The following is a 20,332-nucleotide window of genomic DNA, read 5'->3' on the forward strand; positions in this document are numbered from 1 at the left end:
ACTTCTGAAGAATGGGCATCACAGGACGCAAGACCTGCCCCCCAACCTCCAAGTTCCCGCTGTTCATGCAAGCCTTCACCTTCCTCCGCCGCCTGACCCTGAGCGCCGCGCTCCTGAGCCTCGGCGCCGCCGCGCTGGCACAGACCCAGCTGCTCAACGTCTCCTATGACCCGACGCGTGAGCTCTACCAGGACTTCAACGCCGCCTTCGCCAAGCAATGGAAGGCCAGGTCCGGCGAGACCGTGTCCGTCAAGCAGTCGCACGGCGGTTCGGGCAAGCAGGCGCGCTCGGTGATCGACGGCCTGGAGGCCGACGTCGTGACCCTGGCCCTGGCCTATGACATCGACGCCCTGCACGATGCCGCCAAGCTCGTGCCCGCCGACTGGCAGAAGCGCCTGCCCCACAACGCCAGCCCCTACACCTCCACCATCGTCTTCCTGGTGCGCAAGGGCAATCCGAAGAAGATCACGAACTGGCCGGACCTGGCCCGCAGCGGCATCGACATCATCACGCCCAACCCCAAGACCTCGGGCGGCGCGCGCTGGAACTACCTGGCGGCCTGGGGCTACGCCCTGAAGCAGCCCGGCGGCAATGCCGACTCCGCCAAGGCCTTCGTCAAGCGCATCTACGCCAACACCAAGGTGCTGGACTCCGGCGCCCGCGGCTCCACCACCACCTTCGTGGAGCGCGGCATCGGCGATGTGCTGATCGCCTGGGAGAACGAGGCCTACCTGGCGGTGAAGGAGCTGGGCAAGGACAGGTTCGAGATCGTCACCCCCAGCATCTCCGTGCTGGCAGAGCCGCCCGTGGCCGTGGTGGACAAGGTCGTGGACAAGCGCGGCACCCGCAAGCAGGCGCAGGCCTACCTGGACTACCTCTACAGCCCCGAGGGCCAGGAGATCGCCGCCCGCCACTACTACCGCCCCCGGGACATCAAGGTCGCGGCCCGGTACGCCAGGCAGTTCGCGCCCTTGCAGCTCTTCACCGTCGACGAGCTCTTCGGCGGCTGGCGCCTGGCCCAGAAGACGCACTTCGACGACGGCGGCGTCTTCGACCAGATCTATTCGCCGGGCGCCCGCTGATCCAGGCAAGACCTGACCCTCAGCACCATTCAAGCACCGTTTGTCTCCTCGTCAGCCCCCCGCGCGCCCAGCTCTCGTGAGCTGCGCGGCCTGACCTTGGACCTCCCCGGCCCCGGCCGAGGGAGGTCCTTTTCTGATCCTCGAAAACCTTGCTCCTCGTCAAATGCCTGACACAAACGCGGCGCACAATGCGAAGCATCAGGAAGCGAGAAATCGGCTGCAACATAGGGCAGAGGACTGGAACCCGTGACCAGCGCTGAATGATCCGTCAGGGCCTTGCGCCCTGTCCGGTAGCAGGGCCACCGCTGGTGGCCCTTTGCTTTTTTCGGGCCCGATGTTGACTGCCCGGGCCTGGGTACCCACCCGGTGAAGCGCCTGTAAAGAAGTTAAAAAAGCAGGCATGCCAAACGTCAGGGCCAGGCCCGCGTGAGATGCTTCGCCCCGTGCAGTGATCGCCCTGAACACTGCAAGGCCAGCCCCCCTCCCCCTGCTCGGCCGTCCACGAAAATGCACAGTCCGCCGCCGCCGCTGTGTTCCTGCCTGCAGTCACCATGTCGCCCTTCTCCGCCTTGCCTTCCGAGCCTTCCACGTCCCGATTCGCCCTGCGCGGCCTTTGCCTGAGTCTCGGCCTGATGGGCTGCGCCCACCTCGCCCTGGCGCAGGAGGCGGCCCCCGCGCCCGCTGCGCCGGCCAGTGCGCCGCGCGCCCCGGTGAAGCCGGCCGCCGAACGCAAGCCCGCTGCCGAGCCGCGCCAGACGCTGGAGAAGGTCGAGGTCAGCGGCGGGCCGAGCGACGACGCCACGCGCCGCGCCGCCTCGGCCGCCAGGATCGTGATCAGCCGCGAGGAGATCGAGAAGTTCGGCGACAACAGCCTGGGCGAGGTGATGAAGCGCCTGCCCGGCGTCACCACGGGCGGCCGCCCCGGCCGAGGCGGCGACATCCGCATGCGCGGCATGGGCGGCGGCTTCACCCAGATCCTGGTCAATGGCGAGCGCATGCCGCCGGGCTTCTCGCTGGACCAGCTGCCCCCGGAGCAGGTCGAGCGCATCGAGATCATGCGCGCGCCCACGGCCGAATACGGCGCCCGCGCCATCGCCGGCACCATCAATGTGGTGCTGCGCGAGGCCTACCAGCGCAAGGTCAACGACCTGCGCGCCGGCCTCACCGTGGAGCGCTCGAACGTCAATCCCAACCTCTCCTGGCAGCGCAACGACAAGCTGGACGACGCCGGCAGCAGCTACAACCTGGCCGTCAACGCCGCGCAGATGAAGCACGAGGACGACCAGAACGGCCGCACGGTGGCCGAGGACCTGCACGGCGGCCCGACCCGCGTGCTGAACACCACCGGCAGCAGCAGCGACGAACGCCGCATGCTCAACGCCAACGGCCGTGTGCAATGGCGCCTGGGCGAGGGCGAGTCCTTCTCCGTCCAGCCCTTCCTGAGCATCAACAAGGGCACGAGCGGCAGCCAGCAACGCCAGGCGGGCGATCGCAGCGACGGACGCCCCCTGGCCTACGACAGCGCCCAGACCGAGGGCCGGACCGAGTTCAAGATGCTGCGCCTCAACACGCAGCTGCAGAAGAAGCTGGACCCCGACACCCGCCTGGACCTGCGCGCCGGCCTGGGCCGCGCGCTGATGGACTCTCACACCCTGCGCCAGGAATTCCTCGGCGGCCTGGGCTCGCGCACGCAGGACGACACGCTCAACGGGCATGACAGCAACTGGAGCCTGATCGCCAAGGTCTCGCGCCAGCTGGAGAACGAGCACAGCCTGGTGGGCGGCGTGGAAGCCGAGAACCAGACCCGCGACCAGACCCGCGTGAGCCTGCAGAACGGCCTGCCGCGCCCCGAGCTGGCGGACTTCGGCGACAACCTCTCGGCCTCCGTGCGCCGCTTCGCCGCCTATGGGCAGGACGAGTGGTCCATGGGCCCGCACTGGTCCTTCTACGCCGGCCTGCGCTGGGAAGGCATCGAGACCCGCAGCGATGCCGCCAACTACGCCGTGCGCAACAAGTCCAGCGTCTGGACCCCGCTGCTGCACGCCGTCTGGAAGCCGGAGGAAAAGAGCCGCAACCAGGTGCGCATGAGCCTCACCCGCAGCTACCGCTCGCCGCAGCTGCAGGACCTGATCGCACGCCCCAGCGTCAACAGCGAGTACCCCTGCCCCGCCGACGGCGCCTGCGGCCCCAATGCCGTCCAATACCCCGACCGCAGCGGCAACCCGGACCTGCGCCCCGAGATGGCCACGGGCGTGGAGCTCGCCTTCGAACGCTACCTGGTCAAGGGCGGCCTGCTGAGCGCGAACTTCTTCTACCGCCACATCAATGACCTGATCCGCACCGAGACACGCCTGGAGACCGTCTCCTGGGCCTCGGTGCCGCGCTGGGTGGCGCGCCCGCAGAACATCGGCACGGCCAAGACCTTCGGTGTGGAGCTGGAGGCCAAGTTCCGCCTGGACGAGTTCCTTGAGGACGCCCTGCCCCTCAACCTGCGCAGCAACCTGAGCCTGTTCAGCTCCCGCGTGGACGGCATCCCCGGCCCCAACAACCGCATCGATTCACAGCCCAAGGCCACGGCCAATCTCGGCGTCGACTACAAGCTGCGCAGCCTGCCCCTGACCCTGGCCGCCGGCCTGAACTGGACGCCCGGCGGCACCCTCCAGCAGACCCTGATCCAGCAGAGCGTGACCCCCACCAAGCGCGTGATCGACGCCTCCGCCACCTGGGCCATCGACCGCGACACGCAGCTGCGCCTCTCCGCCTCCAACCTCGCCCCGCTGGACTACAACACCAGCTCGGTGATCACCACGGCCGACAACCGCATCACGTCGGACAGCCTGGGGCGCAGCTTCACGGTGTGGCAGCTGAGGTGGGAGAAGAAGCTGTAAGGCACGTGTGACCCTCCGCCGGGGCTCTGGCATCATGGCGCGGCGCCGCACAGGCGCCCTGGAGCCTTCGCATGCACGCCCTGAGCAGCCCGCCGGAATCCCCGCCCACGCCCACGCCCACGCCGGGCCTGTGCACTGCGCCGCTGGCCGCCGTCCTGCTGGCGCTGATCAGCCTGTGGATGCTGGCCATGCCGGCACCGCTGCACGCCGTGGCCTGGCGTCTGGACGATGCCTGCACCGAGGGGGAAGCACTGCCTTCGCGCGTCCACACCGTGCGCATCGCGGCGGACAACGCCGTCTTCCTCGACGGGCAGCGCCTCGACGGCCGCACCGCGATCGAGGCCCGCCTGCAGGCGCTCGCCTCGCCGCCTGACGGCGTGCCACCGGTGGTGCAGGTCGTGCCGCATCCGGCGGCCGACTACCGTACCACCGTGGCCGTGCTGGCCGCGGCTCAGCGCCAGAACATCGCCCACCTGCAGGTCCAGGCCGAAGGGTTCCTGCTGCCCATGGCGGCCTGCCCCCGGCGCATCGACGACGACGGCGCGCTGGGCAGTCGCTGAGACGGGCTTTGGCGGCCGGGGTGGATCCGCGCCAGACACCATCAAAAAAAGCCTCCGACCGGCGCCGGGCGCCGTGCGGAGGCCGAAGGGCGGGGCTGGCGGCGTCTGGCGGCCCGCCCCGCCACCAGCAACTTACTCGTCCGAGCTGCCGAAGCCGAACAGCGCCAGCAGGCTGGTGAAGAGATTGAAGACCGAGACATACAGGCTGACGGTCGCCAGCACATAGTTGCGCTCACCGCCGTTCACGATTTGGCTGGTCTCGAACAGGATCAGGCCCGCCGAGAGCAGCGCCACCATGCCGGACACGGCCAGGCCCAGCGCCGGGATCTCGAAGAACACGGCGGCCAGGCCGGCCAGGACGGCGATCACCATGCCGGCGAACAGGAAGCCGCCCATGAAGCTGAAGTCGCGCCGCGTCGTCAGCACCCAGGCCGAGAGGCCGAGGAAGGTGGCGCCCGTCGCGCCCAGGGCCAGCGCGATGGTCTGAGCGCCGCCCGGCAAGGCCAGCGTCTGGCTCAGGACGGGGCCGAGGCTGTAGCCCATGAAGCCCGTCAGTGCGAACACCGCGGGCAGCGCCCAGCCGCTGTTCTGCAGGCGATGGATGGCAAACAGCAAGCCGAAATAGGCACCCAGCGTGAGCAGGAGACCGGGAGCCGGCAGCTTCATCGCCACGCTCGCAGCAGCCACGGCGGCGCTGAAGAGCAAGGTCATGGACAGCAGCGCGTAGGTGTTGCGAAGCACCCGGCTGGTGCCTGCGGGCACGGCCATGTCGGGAATCGAGCGCACCGTGGCGGGCGGGGTAGCCGTCGGGGCCGTCGGCATGGGGTTCAGGGGGTTCATCGAGCTCATGGCTTTCTCCTTCAATCGGTCGGTGATCGGGGTCATCATTCGTCGCGCTGCGGGCGCTGGCGCCGGCGCCCGTGGTCACGGGTGCGCCGCCACTGGCGGACCAGAAAGCGGGCCGCCCGGGCCAGGGCCTGGTCCAGCGCCGTGCGCCAGTGACGCGCCACGGACGCCACCACCACCGTGCCGGCACCGTCAGTCCGAAGGGCGATCTGGCAGCGCTTGTCGAGGCCGCCCCTGGGCCCGTTCAGGTCCGAGAGCTGCACCTCGGCGTGCGGCACCCGCCACGCCAGGCGCCGCAGCGCGAAGCGGATGCGTTGCTCGCTCAAGGCCCGGAATTCGGCGGCCAGGGGGTGGCGGGATACGAACAGCACTTGCATCGGAATCTCCTTCGATGAGGGACGCTCCGCCACTGTGCCGCCAGGATGACTTCCGAAAAACAAGCAATTTGCAGAACAACACTTCGGAAAAACATGAATGAAGAGCTAAGCCCCCGTCAACAGGCGCTGCGCGGGGCTTTCCGGGAGAGTGCCACCCGTCACACACCCTCAGTGGGGGTCGGCCATGGCTGAAAACCCTGCGTCTTCTGGTGGATACTCTGTCCCGCGGTCACCCCGACCGCATTGACTGGAGTCTGGAGGGTCACCATGGGTTTGATGGATTTCATCAAGAAACAATTCATTGACGTCCTGCAATGGACGGAAGACGGCGACGGCACCCTCGCCTGGCGCTATCCCATGCAGGACTTCGAAATCCAGTACGGCGCCCAGCTGGTGGTGCGCGAGTCGCAGCTCGCGGTCTTCGTCAACGAAGGCAAGGTGGCCGACGTCTTCGGCCCCGGCACCTACAAGCTCACCACGCAGACCCTGCCGCTGCTGACCAACCTGAAGAACTGGGACAAGCTCTTCGAGTCCCCGTTCAAGAGCGACGTCTACTTCTTCAGCAGCCGCCAGCAGATCGACCAGCGCTGGGGCACGCCGCAGCCCGTCACCATCCGTGACAAGGACTTCGGCGCCGTGCGCCTGCGCGCCTTCGGCAACTACGCCTACCGCATCGCCGACGCCAAGCGCTTCCACCAGGAGATCTCGGGCACCCGCGATCGCTACACCGCGCAGGAGCTGGACGGCCAGCTGCGCGGCACCATCCTGCAGCACATCAGCGACGCCGTCGCGCAGAGCGGCATCCCCTTCCTGGACCTGGCGGCCAACCAGGTCGAGTTCGCCTCGCAGCTGCAGGCCGCCACCTCGCCTGCCTTCGAGAAGCTGGGCCTGAAGCTGGAGTCGGTCACGCTGCAGAGCGTGTCCCTGCCCGAGGAGCTGCAGAAGATCCTCGACCAGAAGATCGGCATGGGCATGATCGGCCAGAACATGGGCCAGTTCATGCAGTACCAGACGGCCCAGGCCATCCCGAAGCTCGCCGAAGGCGTGGGCCAGGGCGGTGGCGGCATCGCGGGCGATGCCATGGGCCTGGGGGCAGGTCTTGCCCTGGGCCAGACGCTGGCACAGCAGATGGCCGCCGGCCTCGCCGCCCAGCCGCAGGCCGCCGCCCAGCCGGCCGCCGCCGCGGCGCCGGTGACGCAGAGTGCCGACGACATCATGTCCCTGCTGGAGAAGCTGGGCGAGCTCAAGGCCAAGGGCATCCTCACCGAGGAAGAGTTCGCGGCCAAGAAGGCCGACCTGCTGAAGAAGCTGGGCTGAGGCCACCGTCAAACCTGCACGCAGCGCCCCGGGTTGATCGCCCGAGGCCCGCGTGCGCAGCCTGACACCGAGTGGCAAGCACTTCTCCCCAGCGCCGCTGGCAAGCGGCCTGCCCCAATTGCGGAGCGCCCGTCGAGTTCGCCTCGGCGGCGTCGCACAGCGCCGTCTGCAGCTACTGCCGCGCCACCCTGCTGCGCGAGGGCGAGGCCCTGCGCAAGATCGGCCAGAGCGCCGAGCTCTTCGAGGACTACTCCCCCCTTCAGCTGGGCGCCAGCGGCAAGTACCAGGGCGAGCCCTTCACCGTGCTGGGCCGCATCCAGCTGCGCACCGAGGAGGCCAGCTGGAACGAGTGGCACATCCTCTTCGGCCATGGGCGCAGCGCCTGGCTCTCGGAGGACAACGGCGCCTTCGTGATCGGCTTCGAGCTGCCGCTGGCCGAGGCCCCGCCGCTGGCGGCCAATGTCATCGTCGGCTCGCCGCTGACCCTGGGCGGCGCGCGCTGGGAGGTGGCCTCCAAGGTGAACGCCACCGTGCTGGCCTGCGAAGGCGAGCTGCCGCGCCCGCCCGAGCTGCTCAAGAGCTACTGGGTGGTGGAGCTGCGAAGCAGCAAGGGCGAGGTCGGCAGCCTGGAGTTCAGCCAGCCGCAGGCACCGGTCTGGACCGTGGGCCGCAGCGTGCGCCTGGCCGACCTGGCCCTCAGCGGCCTGCGCGAGGACAGCAGCAAGACGCTCAGCGGCAAGTCCCTGCCCTGCCCGGGCTGCGGCGCCTCGCTGACGCCGAAGCTGGACAGCACCCAGTCCATCGTCTGCCCCCAATGCCATACCGTCACCGACATCTCCAAGGGCGTGGGCGGGGACCTGGCCCACTATGCCCAGGACAACGGCATGGAGCCGCTGATCCCCATGGGCAGCAGCGGCAAGCTGGCCCTCATGGGCGGCACGCCGCAGGACTGGCAGGTCGTCGGCTACATGGAGCGCTGCGACCTGCCCCAGGGCGGTGACGAGGAACAGACCTTCTGGCGCGAGTACCTGCTCTTCAACCGCCTGGAGGGCTTCGCCTTCCTGGTGGACACCGAGGAAGGCTGGAGCGTGGTGCGCCCGCTCACCGGCGCGCCCACGGCCGACAAGGGCGGCGCCGTCAGCTGGCAGGACAAGCGCTTCGCGCGGCGCTGGCAGTACACCGCCCTCATCACCTATGTGCTGGGCGAGTTCTACTGGCGCGTGAAGCGCGGCGAGAAGTGCCTGGTCACCGACTACGAGTACCGCGCCGGCAGCCGCACCGAGCTGCTCAGCCGCGAGCAGACGGGCAACGAGGTCACCTGGAGCCACGGCCGCAAGCTGGACGCCGACGAAGTGCTCAAGGGCTTTGCCCTGGCACCGGAGAAGCGCGCCGCCTTCGCCCGCGACGCCGGCGTGCGTGCCAGCGGCGATGCCCACGGGCTCTTCGCCAAAATCATCCTCGGGGCCTTCGTGCTGCTGGTGCTGCTGCTGCTCTTCCGGGCCTGCAGCAGCGATGATTGCCAGTCCTACAAGGAGACCTTCGGGGAGTCCAGTGCCGAGTACCAGGCCTGCAAACGCAGCGGAGGCGTGCGTTCCAGCGGCGGTTCCGGCGGCTCCTGGGGCGGTTACAGCAGCGGTGGAGGCGGGCATAAATGATGCCCGCCCGGATCAGAGCGAACACAGGAAAGGCGTGCACCTCATGAACGGCTTCGAATACCTCAAGCCCGGCATCGTGCTGGGATCCATCCTCTACGCCATCGTCGGCGTGCTGGTGTTCTGGATCAGCTTTGTCATCATCGACAAGCTCACCCCTTACAAGCTGTGGGAGGAGATCGTCGAGCACAAGAACATGGCCCTGGCCGTCGTGGTGGCGGCCATGTGCATCTCCATCGGGCAGATCGTGGCGGCGGCCATCCATGGCTGAAGGCGGGCCGCGGTGACACTGCGGCCCTCCCTGCTTCGCCGGCATGCCCTGACTGACTCCCGCGCGGCTGCGGTCCCGCTCTCATCGACGCCCCATGCTTTTCATCGTCCGATTCCATGACCGCGAGGAGGCCCTGCCCCTGCGCCACGAGCACATGCAGGCCCACCTGGACTGGCTGGCCCTGCATGCCGAACAGGTGCGCATCGCCGGCTCCCTGCGCGAGGACCCCGTGCTGCCGCCCCTGGGCGCGCTGTGGATCGTGGAGGCGCCCAGCCGCGAGGCCGTCCAGGCCCTGATCGCCACCGATCCCTTCACCCTGGCGGGCCTGCGCGCGCGCTGGGAGATCCTGCACTGGTCCAAGGCCTTCCCGGGCCAGCAGGTGACGATCTGACATGAGCCCCCCTCCTCTCGACGAGGCCCTGCCCGCCGGCCAACGCGTCAGCCTGCAGGAGCTGCTGCTGCTGTCCAGCGTCTTCGTGATCGCGGCCTGCGGTCTTGTTTATGAGCTGACGGCCGGCGCCCTGGCCAGCTACCTGATGGGCGATTCGGTGCTGCAGTTCAGCACCATCATCGGTTGCTACCTCTTCGCCATGGGCCTGGGCTCCTGGCTCTCGCGCTTCGTGGAACGCCAGCTGGTGGCGCAGTTCCTGCGCATCGAGCTGCTGGTGGGCGTGATCGGCGGGCTGATGCCGGCGGGGCTCTTCCTCGCACACAGCTGGCTGCCGCCCTCCGAGCTGCTGGTGTTCCGCAGCCTGCTCTACGGCCTGGTGCTGCTGGTGGGCATCCTCGTGGGCCTGGAGATCCCGCTGGTGATGCGCATCATCAAGCGCCAGGTGCGCCAGCGCTATGCGCTCAAGGACCTGGTCTCCCAGGTGCTGACCTTCGACTACCTCGGCGCCCTTGTCGTGGCCCTGGCCTTCCCGCTGCTGCTGGTGCCGCAGCTGGGCCTGGTGCGCACGGGCCTGGTCTTCGGCCTGCTCAATGTGGCCGTGGCCTGCTGGGCGCTGTGGATGTTCCGCGGCGAGCTGCGCGGCTGGCGCCAGCATGCCCTGGCCTGCGCGGGCTCGGCCCTGCTGCTGCTGGCCGGCCTGGCCGGCGCCGAACGCCTCACCACCTGGGCCGAGGACCGCTTCTACGGCGAGCACATCCTGATCAAGGAGAGCAGCGCCTACCAGCGCATCGTCGTCACCCAGGGCAAGGCCGGCGTGCGGCTCTTCCTCAACGGCAATCTGCAGTTCCACTCGAAGGACGAATACCGCTACCACGAGGCCCTGGTCCACCCCGCCATGGCTGCGCATGGAGCGCCACGCCGCGTGCTGGTGCTGGGCGGCGGGGACGGCATGGCGGTGCGCGAGATCCTGCGCTACCCCTCGGTGCTGTCGGTGACGCTGGTCGAGCTGGACCCCCACATGACGCGGCTCTTCTCCTCCCTGCCCCTGCTGCGCAGCCTCAACCAGGACGCGCTGCGCAGCCCCAAGCTGCGGGTGGTCAATGCCGACGCCTTCGGCTGGCTGGAACAGCACGAGGAGCGCTTCGACGTCATCGTGATCGACTTCCCCGACCCCAGCAACTTCGCGCTGGGCAAGCTCTACACGACCAGCTTCTACCAGCTGATCGACCAGCACCTGGACGCCGGCGGCTACGCGGTGGTGCAGACCACCTCGCCCCTGATCGCCCGGCGCAGCTTCTGGACCGTGGTCAACACCCTGGAGGCCGTGGGCCTGTCCACCACGCCCTATCACACGCATGTGCCCAGCTTCGGCGAATGGGGCTTCGTGCTGGCCGCGCGCCGGCCCTGGGCCCAGCCGCGCGGTCTGCCGCCGGGCCTGCGCTTCCTCACCGTGGACAGCCTGCCGACCATGATGAGCTTCCCCGCCGACATGAGCCGGGTCGAGACCGAGGTCAACCGCCTCTCCAACCAGGCCCTGGTGCGCGAGTTCGAGGCCGAGTGGGGCAAGGTGCACTGAGCATGCGCCGCCGCGAGCTGCTGGCTGCCCTGGGCACCGCGCCCGCCTTGCTGGGCGGCTGCGCACCTCGCGATCGGCCGCCGCTGGCGGGCGCCTGGGTGGGCGCGCATGCCGACCGCGGCCATCTGCTGCGCGAGGCCGGCACGCGCGAGCGCCTGCTGCGCGCCGCGCGCGAGGCCCCAGCCCGGCGGACCGGCACCCTCATCGTCGGCGGTGGGGTGTCAGGTCTTGCCTGCGCCCGCCGCCTGGCGCAGGCCGGCCGCGACTTCGCCCTGCTGGAGCTGGAAGACGAGGCCGGCGGCAACGCGCGCGGCCATCGCATGGGCGGCTTCGGCTGCCCGCTGGGCGCCCACTACCTGCCAACGCCGGGCCCGCAGGCGCCCGAAGTGGCCCAGCTGCTGGAGGAGCTGGGCGCCAGCCGCCGGCAGGGCGGGCGCACGGTCTACGAGGAGCGCTACCTGTGCCACAGCCCGCAGGAGCGCCTCTACTTCGAGGGCCAGTGGCACGAGGGCCTGCTGCCGCCGGCAGACAGCGCCAGCACGCGCACGCAATACCAGCGCTTCGGTCAGGCCGTGGCCCGCGCCCAGGCCCTGGGCTTTGCCATGCCCTCGCACCGCGCACCCTGGTCCGCCGAGCATGCCGCCCTGGATGCGCAGCCCTTCGCGCGCTGGCTGGACGCGCAGGGCCTCGACGACCCCGCCCTGCGCTGGTACCTGGACTACTGCTGCCGTGACGACTACGGCGCAGGCGCCGGCACCGTCAGCGCCTGGGCTGGCCTGCACTATTTCGCCAGCCGTCACGGCTTCCATGGCGGCGAGTCCCGCACGGGGGAAGAGGAACGCGAGGCCGTGCTGACCTGGCCCGAGGGCAATGCCTGGCTGACCCGGCACATGGCCCGTCCGCTGGGCGATCGCCTGCAGGCCGGCCGTCTGGTGCTGCAGGTGACCCAGGGCCGCCATCAGGTGGAGGTGCTGGCCTGGAACGCGTCCACCCAGACCGGCGAGCGCTGGCTGGCGCCGCAGCTGGTGATGGCCACACCGCTGTTCATCGCCGCGCGCCTGCTGGACGAGGCACCCACCGCGCTGCGCGAGGCCGTCGCCCTGCAGCCCCATGCGCCCTGGCTGGTCGCCAATCTGCAGCTGGCCGCGCCCCTGCTGGACCGCAGCGGCGCCAGCCTCAGCTGGGACAACGTGATCTATGGCAGCGAGCAGCTGGGCTATGTGGATGCCGGCCACCAGCGCCTGGACCCCACCCCCGGCCCCACCGTGCTGACGGCCTACTGGGCCCTGCCCGTCTCGCAGCGCGGCGAGCTGCTGACGGGCTCCTGGGACGCCTGGGCACGGCGCGTCCTGGCGCCGCTGCAGGCCGTGCATCCGGACCTGCCGGACAAGCTGCAGCGCATGGACCTGATGCGCTGGGGCCACGCCATGAGCATCCCCGTGCCCGGGCTGCGGGGCAGCGCCGCCCTGCAAGCACTGCAGCAGCCCCATGGCCGCCTCCAGTTCGCCCACAGCGACCTGGCCGCCTACTCGGTGTTCGAGGAGGCCTACATCGCCGGCTGGCGCGCCGCCGGCCAGCTGCTCGGCGACAAGGCCTGAACTCCGCCCAGGCCGGCCGCCAGGCGCCAGGCGCCGGATCTGCCCGGCATCTTCTGGCCCATCGTCCGGCCAATGTCCGGTCAATGCCGGTCCGCCCTGCCCCTTTCTATTTGCGGCCGATGCCGATTTCAGTTCTTGTATTTGCGCATTTACTCAAATAGTATATGAACGACATCCACAGCAATGCCGGCCTCCTGGTCCACGCGGGGCGGAACCGGTCCACAGGAGACAGCCATGGCTCACATCGTCATCCTTGGCGCCGGCACCGGCGGCATGCCGGCCGCCTATGAGCTGAGAGAGAAGCTGGACAGCAGCCATCGCATCACCGTCGTCAATGCCGTCGACTATTTCCAGTTCGTGCCCTCCAACCCCTGGGTGGCCGTGGGCTGGCGCACGCGGGAGGACATCACCTTCCCCATCCGCCCCTACCTGGAGAAGAAGGGCATCAGCTTCGTGGCCCAGCGCGTGGACCGCATCGACGCCGCCGGCAACGCCCTGCAGCTCGCTGACGGCAGCACCCTGCCCTACGACTACCTGGTGATCACCACCGGCCCCAAGCTGGCCTTTGACGAGGTGCCCGGCGCCGGCCCAGGGGCCCACACGCACTCCATCTGCGCGGTGGACCATGCCGACAGCACCTGGGCGGCCTATCAAGCCTTCCTGGAAGACCCGGGCCCGGTGATCATCGGTGCCATGCCCGGCGCCTCCTGCTTCGGGCCCGCCTACGAGTTCGCCTTCATCCTCAACCGCGACCTGCAAAAGCGCAAGCTGCGCCACAAGGTGCCCATGACCTTCGTGAGCAGCGAGCCCTACATCGGTCACCTCGGCCTGGGCGGCGTGGGCGATTCCAAGTCCATGCTGGAGAGCGAGTTCCGCAACCACCACATCCAGTGGATCACCAATGCCCGCGTGACTCAGGTCGAGCCGGGCCGCATGCACATCAGCGAGCTGGACGAGGCCGGCGCCGTGAAGAAGGAGCACCAGCTCCCCTTCAAGTTCAGCATGATGCTGCCCGCCTTTCGCGGCGTGGACGCCGTGGCGCAGGTGGAGGGCCTGTGCAACCCGCGTGGCTTCGTGCTGATCGACGAACACCAGCGCAGCAGGAAGTACCCCAACATCTTCTCGGCCGGCGTCTGCGTGGCCATCCCGCCGGTAGAGGCAACGCCGGTTCCCACGGGTGCGCCAAAGACCGGCTACATGATCGAGACCATGGTCAGCGCCATCGTCCAGAACATCGCTGACGAACTGGCCGGCCGGCCCGTGAGCGCCAAGGGCACCTGGAATGCCATCTGCCTGGCCGACATGGGCGACACCGGGGCCGCCTTCGTCGCCCTGCCCCAGATCCCCCCGCGCAACGTCAACTGGTTCAGGAAGGGCAAGTGGGTCCATGTGGCCAAGATCGCCTTCGAGAAGTACTTCCTGTACAAGATGAAGACCGGCAGCTCGGAGCCCATCTACGAGAAGTACGTGCTCAAGTCCCTGGGCATTGAGCGGCTGGAGCGCTGAGCCCTGACCCGGTGTGCTGCGTTGCGCCCACAGCGCCGGCCCCGGCCTGCCAACTCTGAACGCAGACCGCCTCCCGAGGCAGCGCGCCCAGCCTCGGTGGCCCTCATTGGAGGTAGGCTTGCCCTCCTGATGGAGAAGGCACCTTGATCACCTTGGAGAGCCCGCCGCAACCCGCCGGGCAGGGCGAGGCCAGCGCCCCGGCGCCGCGGCCCAGGGGCCTGGCCATGCGCTGGGCCCTGCTGGGCCTGGTGGCGCTGCCGGTGCTGGTCCTGGTCCTCACCCTGGGCTACGACACCTGGCAGCAGTACCAGGCCAGCCTGGCCGCCGCCTACCGCCAGGCCGCCGCCACGCGCCTGCTCTACGGCACCCAGACCGAGCTCTTCCTGACCCAGGCCGAGCGCGTGCTGGCCCGCCTGGCCGAGCGTCCGGGTGTGCGCGCCCTGGACCGGTCCCGCTGCGACCCCATGCTGGGCGAGCTGATGCAGTTCCAGACGGCCTATGCCAATGTGCTCACCCTGGACGCCGGCGGCCGGCTGATCTGCAGCGCCACCGACGTCGTCGCCGGCAGCAAGGCCGGCCCGGACCCGCGCTACTACTTCAACGAGGTGCTCACCAGCGGTCGCTTCACCGTGGGCAAGCCCGCGCAAGGCTTCATCACGGGGCGCTGGGTCTCCACCCTGGCCTACCCCATCCGGCGCGAGGACGGCTCCATCAGCGGCGTGGTGGGCATCGCGGTGGATCTGACCAACTACCGCCCCCTGCTGCCCTCCGGCACGCTGCCGCCCCGGGCCTTTGTCGGCGTGATCAATGGCGACGGCATCGTGATCGCGCGCTCCGAGCGCGCCGAGGAGCGGGTCGGCAAGCCCGCGCACCCGGAGACCTCCGCCCGCATGCGGCGCGAGCGCGAAGGCGTGCTGGCCGCGCCGGACTTCGAGGGCATCCCGCGCCTCTTCTCCTTCGGCCCCGTGCCGCACAGCGACTGGATCGTCTTCGTGGCCCTGGACCAGGCCGTCGTGATGGCGCCGGTGCTGCAGCTGGCCTGGCAGCGCCTGGGCTTTACCGCCTGCCTGCTGCTGGCGGTAGGCCTGATCACGGCGCGGCTGACACGGCGCATTGCGCGGCCGGTGGAGGCGATCTCGCGCACCATGGCGGCCGTGGGCGCCGGCGCCATCTACGAGCGCGCCCTGCCCGAGGGCCCCGCCGAGCTCCAGGCCATCGCCCACGAACTCAACGCCATGCTGGACGCCCGCATGCGCGCCGACGCCCGGCTGCGCCAGAGCGAGGAGCGCTTCCGCATCGCCTTTCGCACCAGCCCCGATGCCCTGTGCATCACCCAGCTGAGCACGGGCCGCTTCATCGAGGTCAACGACAGCTTCCAGCCCCTCACCGGCTGGCCCCGCGAGAGCCTGGCAGGCAAGACGGTGCATGACATCCACCTCTGGCGCCATCCGGCGGACCGCCAGCGCCTGATCCAGCCGCTGATGAAGACCGGCACCTGCAGCAATATGGAAGCCGAGTTCCAGGCCCGGGACGGGCGTATCTGGACCGGCCTCATCTCCGCCCAGCTGATCAGCCTGGACGGCATGCCCTGCATCCTCTCCATCACCCGCGACATCAGCGAGCGCAAGGCCGCGGAGGAGCGCATCCACAGCCTGTCCTTCTCCGACCCTCTCACCGGCCTGCCCAACCGCCGCCTGTTCCTGGACCGGCTTCAGCAGGCCATGATCGGCTGCCAGCGCCACCACCGACTCGGGGCCCTGCTCTACGTCGACCTGGACGACTTCAAGACCGTCAATGAGACCCTGGGCCACGACCAGGGCGACCTGCTGCTCCAGGAGGTGGCTCAGCGCCTGAGCCAATGCGTGCAGGAGGGTGACACCGCGGCCCGCCTGGGCGGCGACGAGTTCGCCATCGTGCTGGACGAATTCAGCGGCCAGAGCGAGGAAACCGCCTCGTACGCCGAGGCCATGGCAGAGAAGCTGCTCCTGGCACTCAAACAGCCCTATTTGCTGGGCGAGTCCACGCAGCATCGCACGGCCAGCGTGGGCATCGCGCTGTTCGGCCATCCCGCCGAGGGGGCGGCCGAGCCGCCCACCGAGCCGCTGCGCCGCGCCGAGCTGGCCATGTACCAGGCCAAGGCCGCGGGCCGAAACACCCTGCAGTTCTACGATCCCCGGATGCAGTCCGTCGTCAGCGCCCGCGCGGCGCTGGAGACCGGCCTGCGCGAGGCCATCGAGCAGCAGCAGTTCCAGCTGTACTACCAGCCCCAGGTCAATGCCGAGGGTCGCGTGGTGGGTGCCGAGGCCCTGGTGCGCTGGCTGGACCCGCGCCGAGGCATGGTGTCGCCCGCGGAATTCATCCCCCTGGCCGAGTCCTCCGGCCTCATCCTGCCCCTGGGCCGCTGGGTGCTGGAGACCGCCTGCGCCCAGCTGGCGCGCTGGCGCTCCATGCCGGGGCTGTCGCAGCTGAGCCTGTCGGTCAACGTCAGCGCCCGGCAGTTCGGCGAGGTGGATTTCGTCGAGCAGGTCATGACCACCCTCATGCGCAGCGGCTGCCGCGCCCAGGCGCTCAAGCTCGAAATGACCGAGAGCATGCTGGCCACCAACATCGAGGACGTGACCGCCAAGATGAACGCGCTGAAGGGCCTGGGCCTGGGCTTTTCGCTGGACGACTTCGGCACCGGCTACTCCTCGCTGTCCTACCTCAAGCGCCTGCCGCTGGAGCAGCTCAAGATCGACCAGGGCTTCGTGCGTGACATCCTGGTCGACCCCAACGATGCGGCCATCGCCAAGATGGTGGTGGCCCTGGCCGACAGCATGGGCCTCACCGTGATCGCCGAGGGCGTGGAGACCCAGGCCCAGCGCGCCGCCCTTTCGGAGCTGGGCTGTGCGCACTACCAGGGCTATCTGTTCAGCCGACCCCTGCCTGCGCCAGAATTCGAGGCCTGGGTGGCCCAGCAGGTGGTGGACAGCAAGACCTGACCCCGCCAGGACGGCGCCCTTCCCCGCCGCACGGCTCCGAGCTCCTTCCGCATCCCCATGAACCGACTCCACGCCCAGTGGCAACGCCTCTTCCTCGCCCCCGGCCTGCAGCCTGAGGACGGGCAGACCCCGCCGCTCACCGACGCCCAGGGCCGCACCCGCGCCCTGCTGCTGGAGCTGGCCCGGCCGGCCGATTGGCGCGCCCTGGCCGGCGTGTGGCAGGCCGTGCAGCAGGAGCTGGGCCTGCCGGCACCGGCCATCGCGGTGTCGGGCAGCGAGGGCTTCCAGCTCTGGTTCGCCCTGGCCGAGCCGGTGGCGCCCGCCGACGGCCTGGCCTTTCTGCAGGCCCTGAGCCAGCGCTATCTGCCGGACGTCGCGCCCCAACGCCTGCGCCTGCAGGCCGGCGTTCTCAGCGACAGTCCCGTGGCCGCCCTGCCGCCCCAGCTGCAGGCGCAGGCCGGGCAGTGGTCGGCCTTCGTCAGCCCGGACCTCGCGCCGGTGTTCGCGGACACGCCCTGGCTGGACGTGGCCCCCGGCGCCGACGGGCAGGCCGATCTGCTGGCCGGCCTGCACTGCCTCAGCACGGAGGACCTGCGCGTGGCCGCCGCACGGCTGGCCCCGCTGCACCTGGACAGCGAGTCGACCGAGCCCCGCGCCGCAGCCCCGGCAGACCCAGGCGCTGCGGCCCGCCAGACGCCGCAGGCCTTCCTCAGCGAGGTGATGAACGACGCGAGCGTGCCCCTGGCCTTGCGCATCGAGGCAGCCAAGGCGCTGCTGGCGCATTCACGCTAGCGGGACCGCCTGCAGGCGTGAGCGCCGCGGCGTCTGCGGCGCGGATTCAGGCCATCACGATGTTCTGGAGCTCGAAGGCGAAGGGCTTGGCCTCGGGGCCGGCGCCGCCGCCGGTCATCACGATGTCTGCACTGGCGATGCCCAGCAGCGAGATCTCCGTGTTGAGCTCGGACAGGATGGCCGCGTTCATCACCTCCCCTGCCTGCACCTGAGACACCACGCCGATCCAGATCGTGGGCTTGAACTGGAAGGACGCCACCTGCTGGGGAGCGACCTGGTGCTTGACGGCCAGCAGGCGGCCGTCCCGGAAGCACAGCGCGTCGATCGCGCCCCTGTCCAGGGCATTGAGCACCTGCACTTCCTGCGGGCTGGCACCGGCGCCCGCCGGGACCAGCTGGTTGCCTGACGGGGTCAGCGTCATCTTGAACAGCTCGCCGTCCTGCGCCTGCAGCTGCGGCGTGTAGTTGCCATCGCTGTCCCTGGCCCCGACCGACAGGCTCAAGGGAAAGACGAAGGGGTGGTGGCTGCCCTGGCCGCAGTTCCTGATGACCGTCCAGGCCACGGCGAGCTCGCCGGAACCGCCCGCCGTGTGCTGCTGGAAGACCACGACCTCCGAATTGCTGGCGTCATTGGACCGGTTGATGAAGTTGAGCTGGATGTCCATGGCAAGGGCAGGTGAGGATGTCGACCGCCCGCATTCTGGTGCAGTCCGGTGGGCCGGCAGGTCGGCGACGGCGGGATGACGCCCGACTGATGACGCAACTGATCTCCCACTGCGCCAGTCTGCGCTTCAGGGCCAGCCGACGAAGCGCGGATGGCAGTCCCGGCGCAGGGCCTGCAGCGCCGCCTCGGTGTCGAGGTCCTGCACCGGCCCGGGCCCGGGGACGTCCAGGAAGCAGACCTGCCCCGGGTGCGCTGCCAGCCAGTGCCGCACACCCTGCCCGGGCGGCTGCTCGTCCACGGCCGTCAGCGCCGCCGCCGACAGCAGCACCGGATGGCCGCGCTGCCCCGCCACCGTCGGCACCAGGGCCTCGATGCCCGGCGGGCGCTGCGCCCAGGCCTCGCGCAGGCGCTGCAGGTCCTCGGCCCCCAGGGCGGTCAGGTCGCCCAGCAGCAGCCACAGCGGCTGAGCGGGCAGCAGGCGGCGGTGGGCCTGCACCGCCAGGCGCTGGGAGTCGATCAGCGAGGGCTCGTCTCGCTCGTGCAGCAGAGGGTCCAGGCCGGCGCGCAGTGCCAGCGGCAGCAGGGTCTCGCGGTAGGGCCCCAGCACCACGCGGGGCTGGGCCACGCCGGCCTCGCGCAGCGCCTGGGCGAGGCGCTCCAGCAGGCTCTCCCCGCCGATGTGCAGGGCGGCCTTGGGCCGGCCACCCAGGCGGCGCCCCAGGCCGGCGGCGAGGATCACGGCCCCGGGGGCGCGGGCCTCACTCAGCGGCCGCACACCAGGGCGTCCTGCGGCAGTGGCGCGTCCGCGTCCGCGTCTGCCACCGCCTCCTCCAGGCCCTTGGCCTCGGCCACCTGGACCTGCGGCGGCAGGGCGATGCCGTTCTTGCGCGCAACGATCTCGGCCATGATGGACAGCGCGATCTCGGCCGGCGTCTTGCTGCCGATGTAGAGCCCCGCCGGGCTGCGCAGCGCCTCCATCTGGGCCGGGCTGAGGTCGAAATGCTCCAGCAGGCGCTGGCGGCGCTGCTGGGCATTGCGGCGCGAGCCGATGGCGCCCACGTAGAAGGCCGGGGACTGCAGGGCGTCGATCAGGGCGAGGTCGTCCAGCTTGGGGTCGTGCGTGAGGGCCACGACGGCGGTGCGGGCATCGGGCCGCAGGCGCTGGATCAGGTCGTCCGGCATCTCGTGGCTGACGTGCACGCCAGGCAGGGTCCAGCTGGCGCGCTGCTCCGGGCGCGGGTCGCAGACCATGACCTCGAAGCCCAGGCTCAGGGCCATCTCCGACATGAAGCGCGAGAGGTCGCCCGCGCCGATCAGCACGAGCCGGGCGCGCGGGCCGAAGTGGTTGACCAGGGTCTCGCCGTCCCAGCGCGGCACGCCATCGGCACGGCCCGGCCTCAGGGTCACGGCGCCGCTGCGCACATCGAGGCAGCGCTCGGTGCTGTGCCGCGCGGCGCAGGCGGCCAGCAGCTCGGGCACCTGGCTCTGCGCCTGCAGCGGCTCCAGCACCAGCTCCACCGTGCCGCCGCAGGGCAGGCCGAAGCGGTGGGCCTGGTCGGCCGAGATGCCATAGCGCAGCACCGCCGGCCGGCCCTGCTCGCAGACCGAAGCGATGCCTTGCTCGCGGATGCGCAGGATGAGGTCGTCCTCGATGCAGCCGCCCGAGACCGAGCCCACCGTCTCGCCCCGCCCGCTGATGGCCATCAGCGAGCCCGGCGGCCGCGGCGAGGAGCCCCAGGTGCGGGCCACCGTCACCAGCAGCGCTGGCTGGCCCGCGGCCTGCCAGCCGGCGGCGGTGCGCAGCACCAGGGTGTCCAGGTCTTCCATCAGGC

At 70.1% G+C, this 20,332-nt stretch carries 17 protein-coding genes; 12 read left to right on the plus strand and 5 right to left on the minus strand.

Annotated features, from left to right (window positions below):
- Window positions 1-65: 65 nt before the first annotated feature.
- The 3 genes from O9Y01_RS02235 (at window position 66) to O9Y01_RS02245 (ending at window position 4,530) form a co-directional block, all read left to right on the plus strand.
- On the plus strand, window positions 66-1,082 hold the full coding sequence (locus O9Y01_RS02235) for a sulfate ABC transporter substrate-binding protein (RefSeq protein WP_269629850.1): 1,017 nt from the start codon (window positions 66-68) through the stop codon (window positions 1,080-1,082).
- A gap of 551 nt (window positions 1,083-1,633) precedes the next feature.
- The gene (locus O9Y01_RS02240; protein WP_269629851.1) at window positions 1,634-3,970 is read left to right on the plus strand and encodes a TonB-dependent receptor plug domain-containing protein; all 2,337 of its coding nucleotides are present in this window, start codon (window positions 1,634-1,636) and stop codon (window positions 3,968-3,970) included.
- 71 nt (window positions 3,971-4,041) lie between these two features.
- A complete protein-coding gene (locus O9Y01_RS02245) occupies window positions 4,042-4,530 on the plus strand; it encodes a biopolymer transporter ExbD (RefSeq protein ID WP_269629852.1) in 489 nt (162 codons plus the stop codon).
- A 132-nt stretch (window positions 4,531-4,662) separates the two neighbouring features.
- Here O9Y01_RS02245 and O9Y01_RS02250 read toward each other — a convergent pair whose 3' ends face one another.
- A complete protein-coding gene (locus O9Y01_RS02250; protein ID WP_269629853.1) occupies window positions 4,663-5,379 on the minus strand; it encodes a Bax inhibitor-1/YccA family protein in 717 nt (238 codons plus the stop codon).
- A 35-nt stretch (window positions 5,380-5,414) separates the two neighbouring features.
- A complete protein-coding gene (locus tag O9Y01_RS02255) occupies window positions 5,415-5,753 on the minus strand; it encodes an HPF/RaiA family ribosome-associated protein (protein WP_269629854.1) in 339 nt (112 codons plus the stop codon).
- Window positions 5,754-6,020: 267 nt separating this feature from the next.
- Between O9Y01_RS02255 and O9Y01_RS02260 the strand changes: the two genes are divergently transcribed.
- The 9 genes from O9Y01_RS02260 (at window position 6,021) to O9Y01_RS02300 (ending at window position 17,837) form a co-directional block, all read left to right on the plus strand.
- A complete protein-coding gene (locus tag O9Y01_RS02260) occupies window positions 6,021-7,070 on the plus strand; it encodes an SPFH domain-containing protein (protein ID WP_269629855.1) in 1,050 nt (349 codons plus the stop codon).
- Between the two features lie 71 nt (window positions 7,071-7,141).
- Window positions 7,142-8,725: a DUF4178 domain-containing protein gene (locus tag O9Y01_RS02265; RefSeq protein WP_269629856.1), complete on the plus strand. Its 1,584-nt coding sequence runs from the start codon at window positions 7,142-7,144 to the stop codon at window positions 8,723-8,725.
- 43 nt (window positions 8,726-8,768) lie between these two features.
- The gene (locus tag O9Y01_RS02270) at window positions 8,769-8,993 is read left to right on the plus strand and encodes a DUF350 domain-containing protein (RefSeq protein ID WP_269629857.1); all 225 of its coding nucleotides are present in this window, start codon (window positions 8,769-8,771) and stop codon (window positions 8,991-8,993) included.
- 94 nt (window positions 8,994-9,087) lie between these two features.
- On the plus strand, window positions 9,088-9,384 hold the full coding sequence (locus O9Y01_RS02275; RefSeq protein WP_269629858.1) for a YciI family protein: 297 nt from the start codon (window positions 9,088-9,090) through the stop codon (window positions 9,382-9,384).
- Window position 9,385: 1 nt separating this feature from the next.
- A complete protein-coding gene (locus O9Y01_RS02280) occupies window positions 9,386-10,960 on the plus strand; it encodes a polyamine aminopropyltransferase (RefSeq protein ID WP_269629859.1) in 1,575 nt (524 codons plus the stop codon).
- Between the two features lie 2 nt (window positions 10,961-10,962).
- Window positions 10,963-12,558, plus strand: a complete 1,596-nt coding sequence (locus O9Y01_RS02285; protein ID WP_269629860.1) for a flavin monoamine oxidase family protein — start codon at window positions 10,963-10,965, stop codon at window positions 12,556-12,558.
- 234 nt (window positions 12,559-12,792) lie between these two features.
- Window positions 12,793-14,064, plus strand: a complete 1,272-nt coding sequence (locus O9Y01_RS02290) for an NAD(P)/FAD-dependent oxidoreductase (protein WP_269629861.1) — start codon at window positions 12,793-12,795, stop codon at window positions 14,062-14,064.
- 143 nt (window positions 14,065-14,207) lie between these two features.
- Window positions 14,208-17,045 (plus strand): bifunctional diguanylate cyclase/phosphodiesterase, encoded by a 2,838-nt coding sequence (locus tag O9Y01_RS02295; RefSeq protein WP_269629862.1) that lies wholly within the window; start codon window positions 14,208-14,210, stop codon window positions 17,043-17,045.
- A 57-nt stretch (window positions 17,046-17,102) separates the two neighbouring features.
- The gene (locus tag O9Y01_RS02300) at window positions 17,103-17,837 is read left to right on the plus strand and encodes a hypothetical protein (RefSeq protein ID WP_269629863.1); all 735 of its coding nucleotides are present in this window, start codon (window positions 17,103-17,105) and stop codon (window positions 17,835-17,837) included.
- Window positions 17,838-17,883: 46 nt separating this feature from the next.
- Here the strand turns inward: O9Y01_RS02300 and O9Y01_RS02305 are convergent, their stop codons facing one another.
- The 3 genes from O9Y01_RS02305 to O9Y01_RS02315 all read right to left on the minus strand — a co-directional run bounded on the left by O9Y01_RS02305 (window position 17,884) and on the right by O9Y01_RS02315 (window position 20,327).
- Window positions 17,884-18,501: a hypothetical protein gene (locus O9Y01_RS02305; protein WP_269629864.1), complete on the minus strand. Its 618-nt coding sequence runs from the start codon at window positions 18,499-18,501 to the stop codon at window positions 17,884-17,886.
- Window positions 18,502-18,627: 126 nt separating this feature from the next.
- Window positions 18,628-19,275 (minus strand): nucleotidyltransferase family protein, encoded by a 648-nt coding sequence (locus O9Y01_RS02310; RefSeq protein WP_269629865.1) that lies wholly within the window; start codon window positions 19,273-19,275, stop codon window positions 18,628-18,630.
- Entirely contained in the window at window positions 19,263-20,327 is a 1,065-nt protein-coding gene (locus O9Y01_RS02315) for an XdhC family protein (protein ID WP_269629866.1), read from the minus strand. The genes O9Y01_RS02310 and O9Y01_RS02315 overlap by 13 nt, the downstream gene beginning before the upstream one ends.
- Window positions 20,328-20,332: the final 5 nt, after the last annotated feature.

This window comes from Pelomonas sp. BJYL3 (assembly GCF_027257975.1).
In the GTDB taxonomy this organism is placed as follows: domain Bacteria; phylum Pseudomonadota; class Gammaproteobacteria; order Burkholderiales; family Burkholderiaceae_C; genus Roseateles_B; species Roseateles_B flavus.

What these genes read in the sequence shown, in the direction of transcription:
- O9Y01_RS02290 (WP_269629861.1), top strand. Translation starts at nt 12,793, where the DNA reads ATGGCTCACATCGTCATCCTTGGCGCCGGCACCGGCGGCATGCCGGCC.
- O9Y01_RS02235 (WP_269629850.1), top strand. Translation starts at nt 66, where the DNA reads ATGCAAGCCTTCACCTTCCTCCGCCGCCTGACCCTGAGCGCCGCGCTC.
- O9Y01_RS02280 (WP_269629859.1), top strand. Translation starts at nt 9,386, where the DNA reads ATGAGCCCCCCTCCTCTCGACGAGGCCCTGCCCGCCGGCCAACGCGTC.
- O9Y01_RS02255 (WP_269629854.1), bottom strand. Translation starts at nt 5,753, where the DNA reads ATGCAAGTGCTGTTCGTATCCCGCCACCCCCTGGCCGCCGAATTCCGG.
- O9Y01_RS02300 (WP_269629863.1), top strand. Translation starts at nt 17,103, where the DNA reads ATGAACCGACTCCACGCCCAGTGGCAACGCCTCTTCCTCGCCCCCGGC.
- O9Y01_RS02245 (WP_269629852.1), top strand. Translation starts at nt 4,042, where the DNA reads ATGCACGCCCTGAGCAGCCCGCCGGAATCCCCGCCCACGCCCACGCCC.
- O9Y01_RS02270 (WP_269629857.1), top strand. Translation starts at nt 8,769, where the DNA reads ATGAACGGCTTCGAATACCTCAAGCCCGGCATCGTGCTGGGATCCATC.
- O9Y01_RS02305 (WP_269629864.1), bottom strand. Translation starts at nt 18,501, where the DNA reads ATGGACATCCAGCTCAACTTCATCAACCGGTCCAATGACGCCAGCAAT.
- O9Y01_RS02275 (WP_269629858.1), top strand. Translation starts at nt 9,088, where the DNA reads ATGCTTTTCATCGTCCGATTCCATGACCGCGAGGAGGCCCTGCCCCTG.
- O9Y01_RS02240 (WP_269629851.1), top strand. Translation starts at nt 1,634, where the DNA reads ATGTCGCCCTTCTCCGCCTTGCCTTCCGAGCCTTCCACGTCCCGATTC.
- O9Y01_RS02285 (WP_269629860.1), top strand. Translation starts at nt 10,963, where the DNA reads ATGCGCCGCCGCGAGCTGCTGGCTGCCCTGGGCACCGCGCCCGCCTTG.
- O9Y01_RS02315 (WP_269629866.1), bottom strand. Translation starts at nt 20,327, where the DNA reads ATGGAAGACCTGGACACCCTGGTGCTGCGCACCGCCGCCGGCTGGCAG.
- O9Y01_RS02250 (WP_269629853.1), bottom strand. Translation starts at nt 5,379, where the DNA reads ATGAGCTCGATGAACCCCCTGAACCCCATGCCGACGGCCCCGACGGCT.
- O9Y01_RS02260 (WP_269629855.1), top strand. Translation starts at nt 6,021, where the DNA reads ATGGGTTTGATGGATTTCATCAAGAAACAATTCATTGACGTCCTGCAA.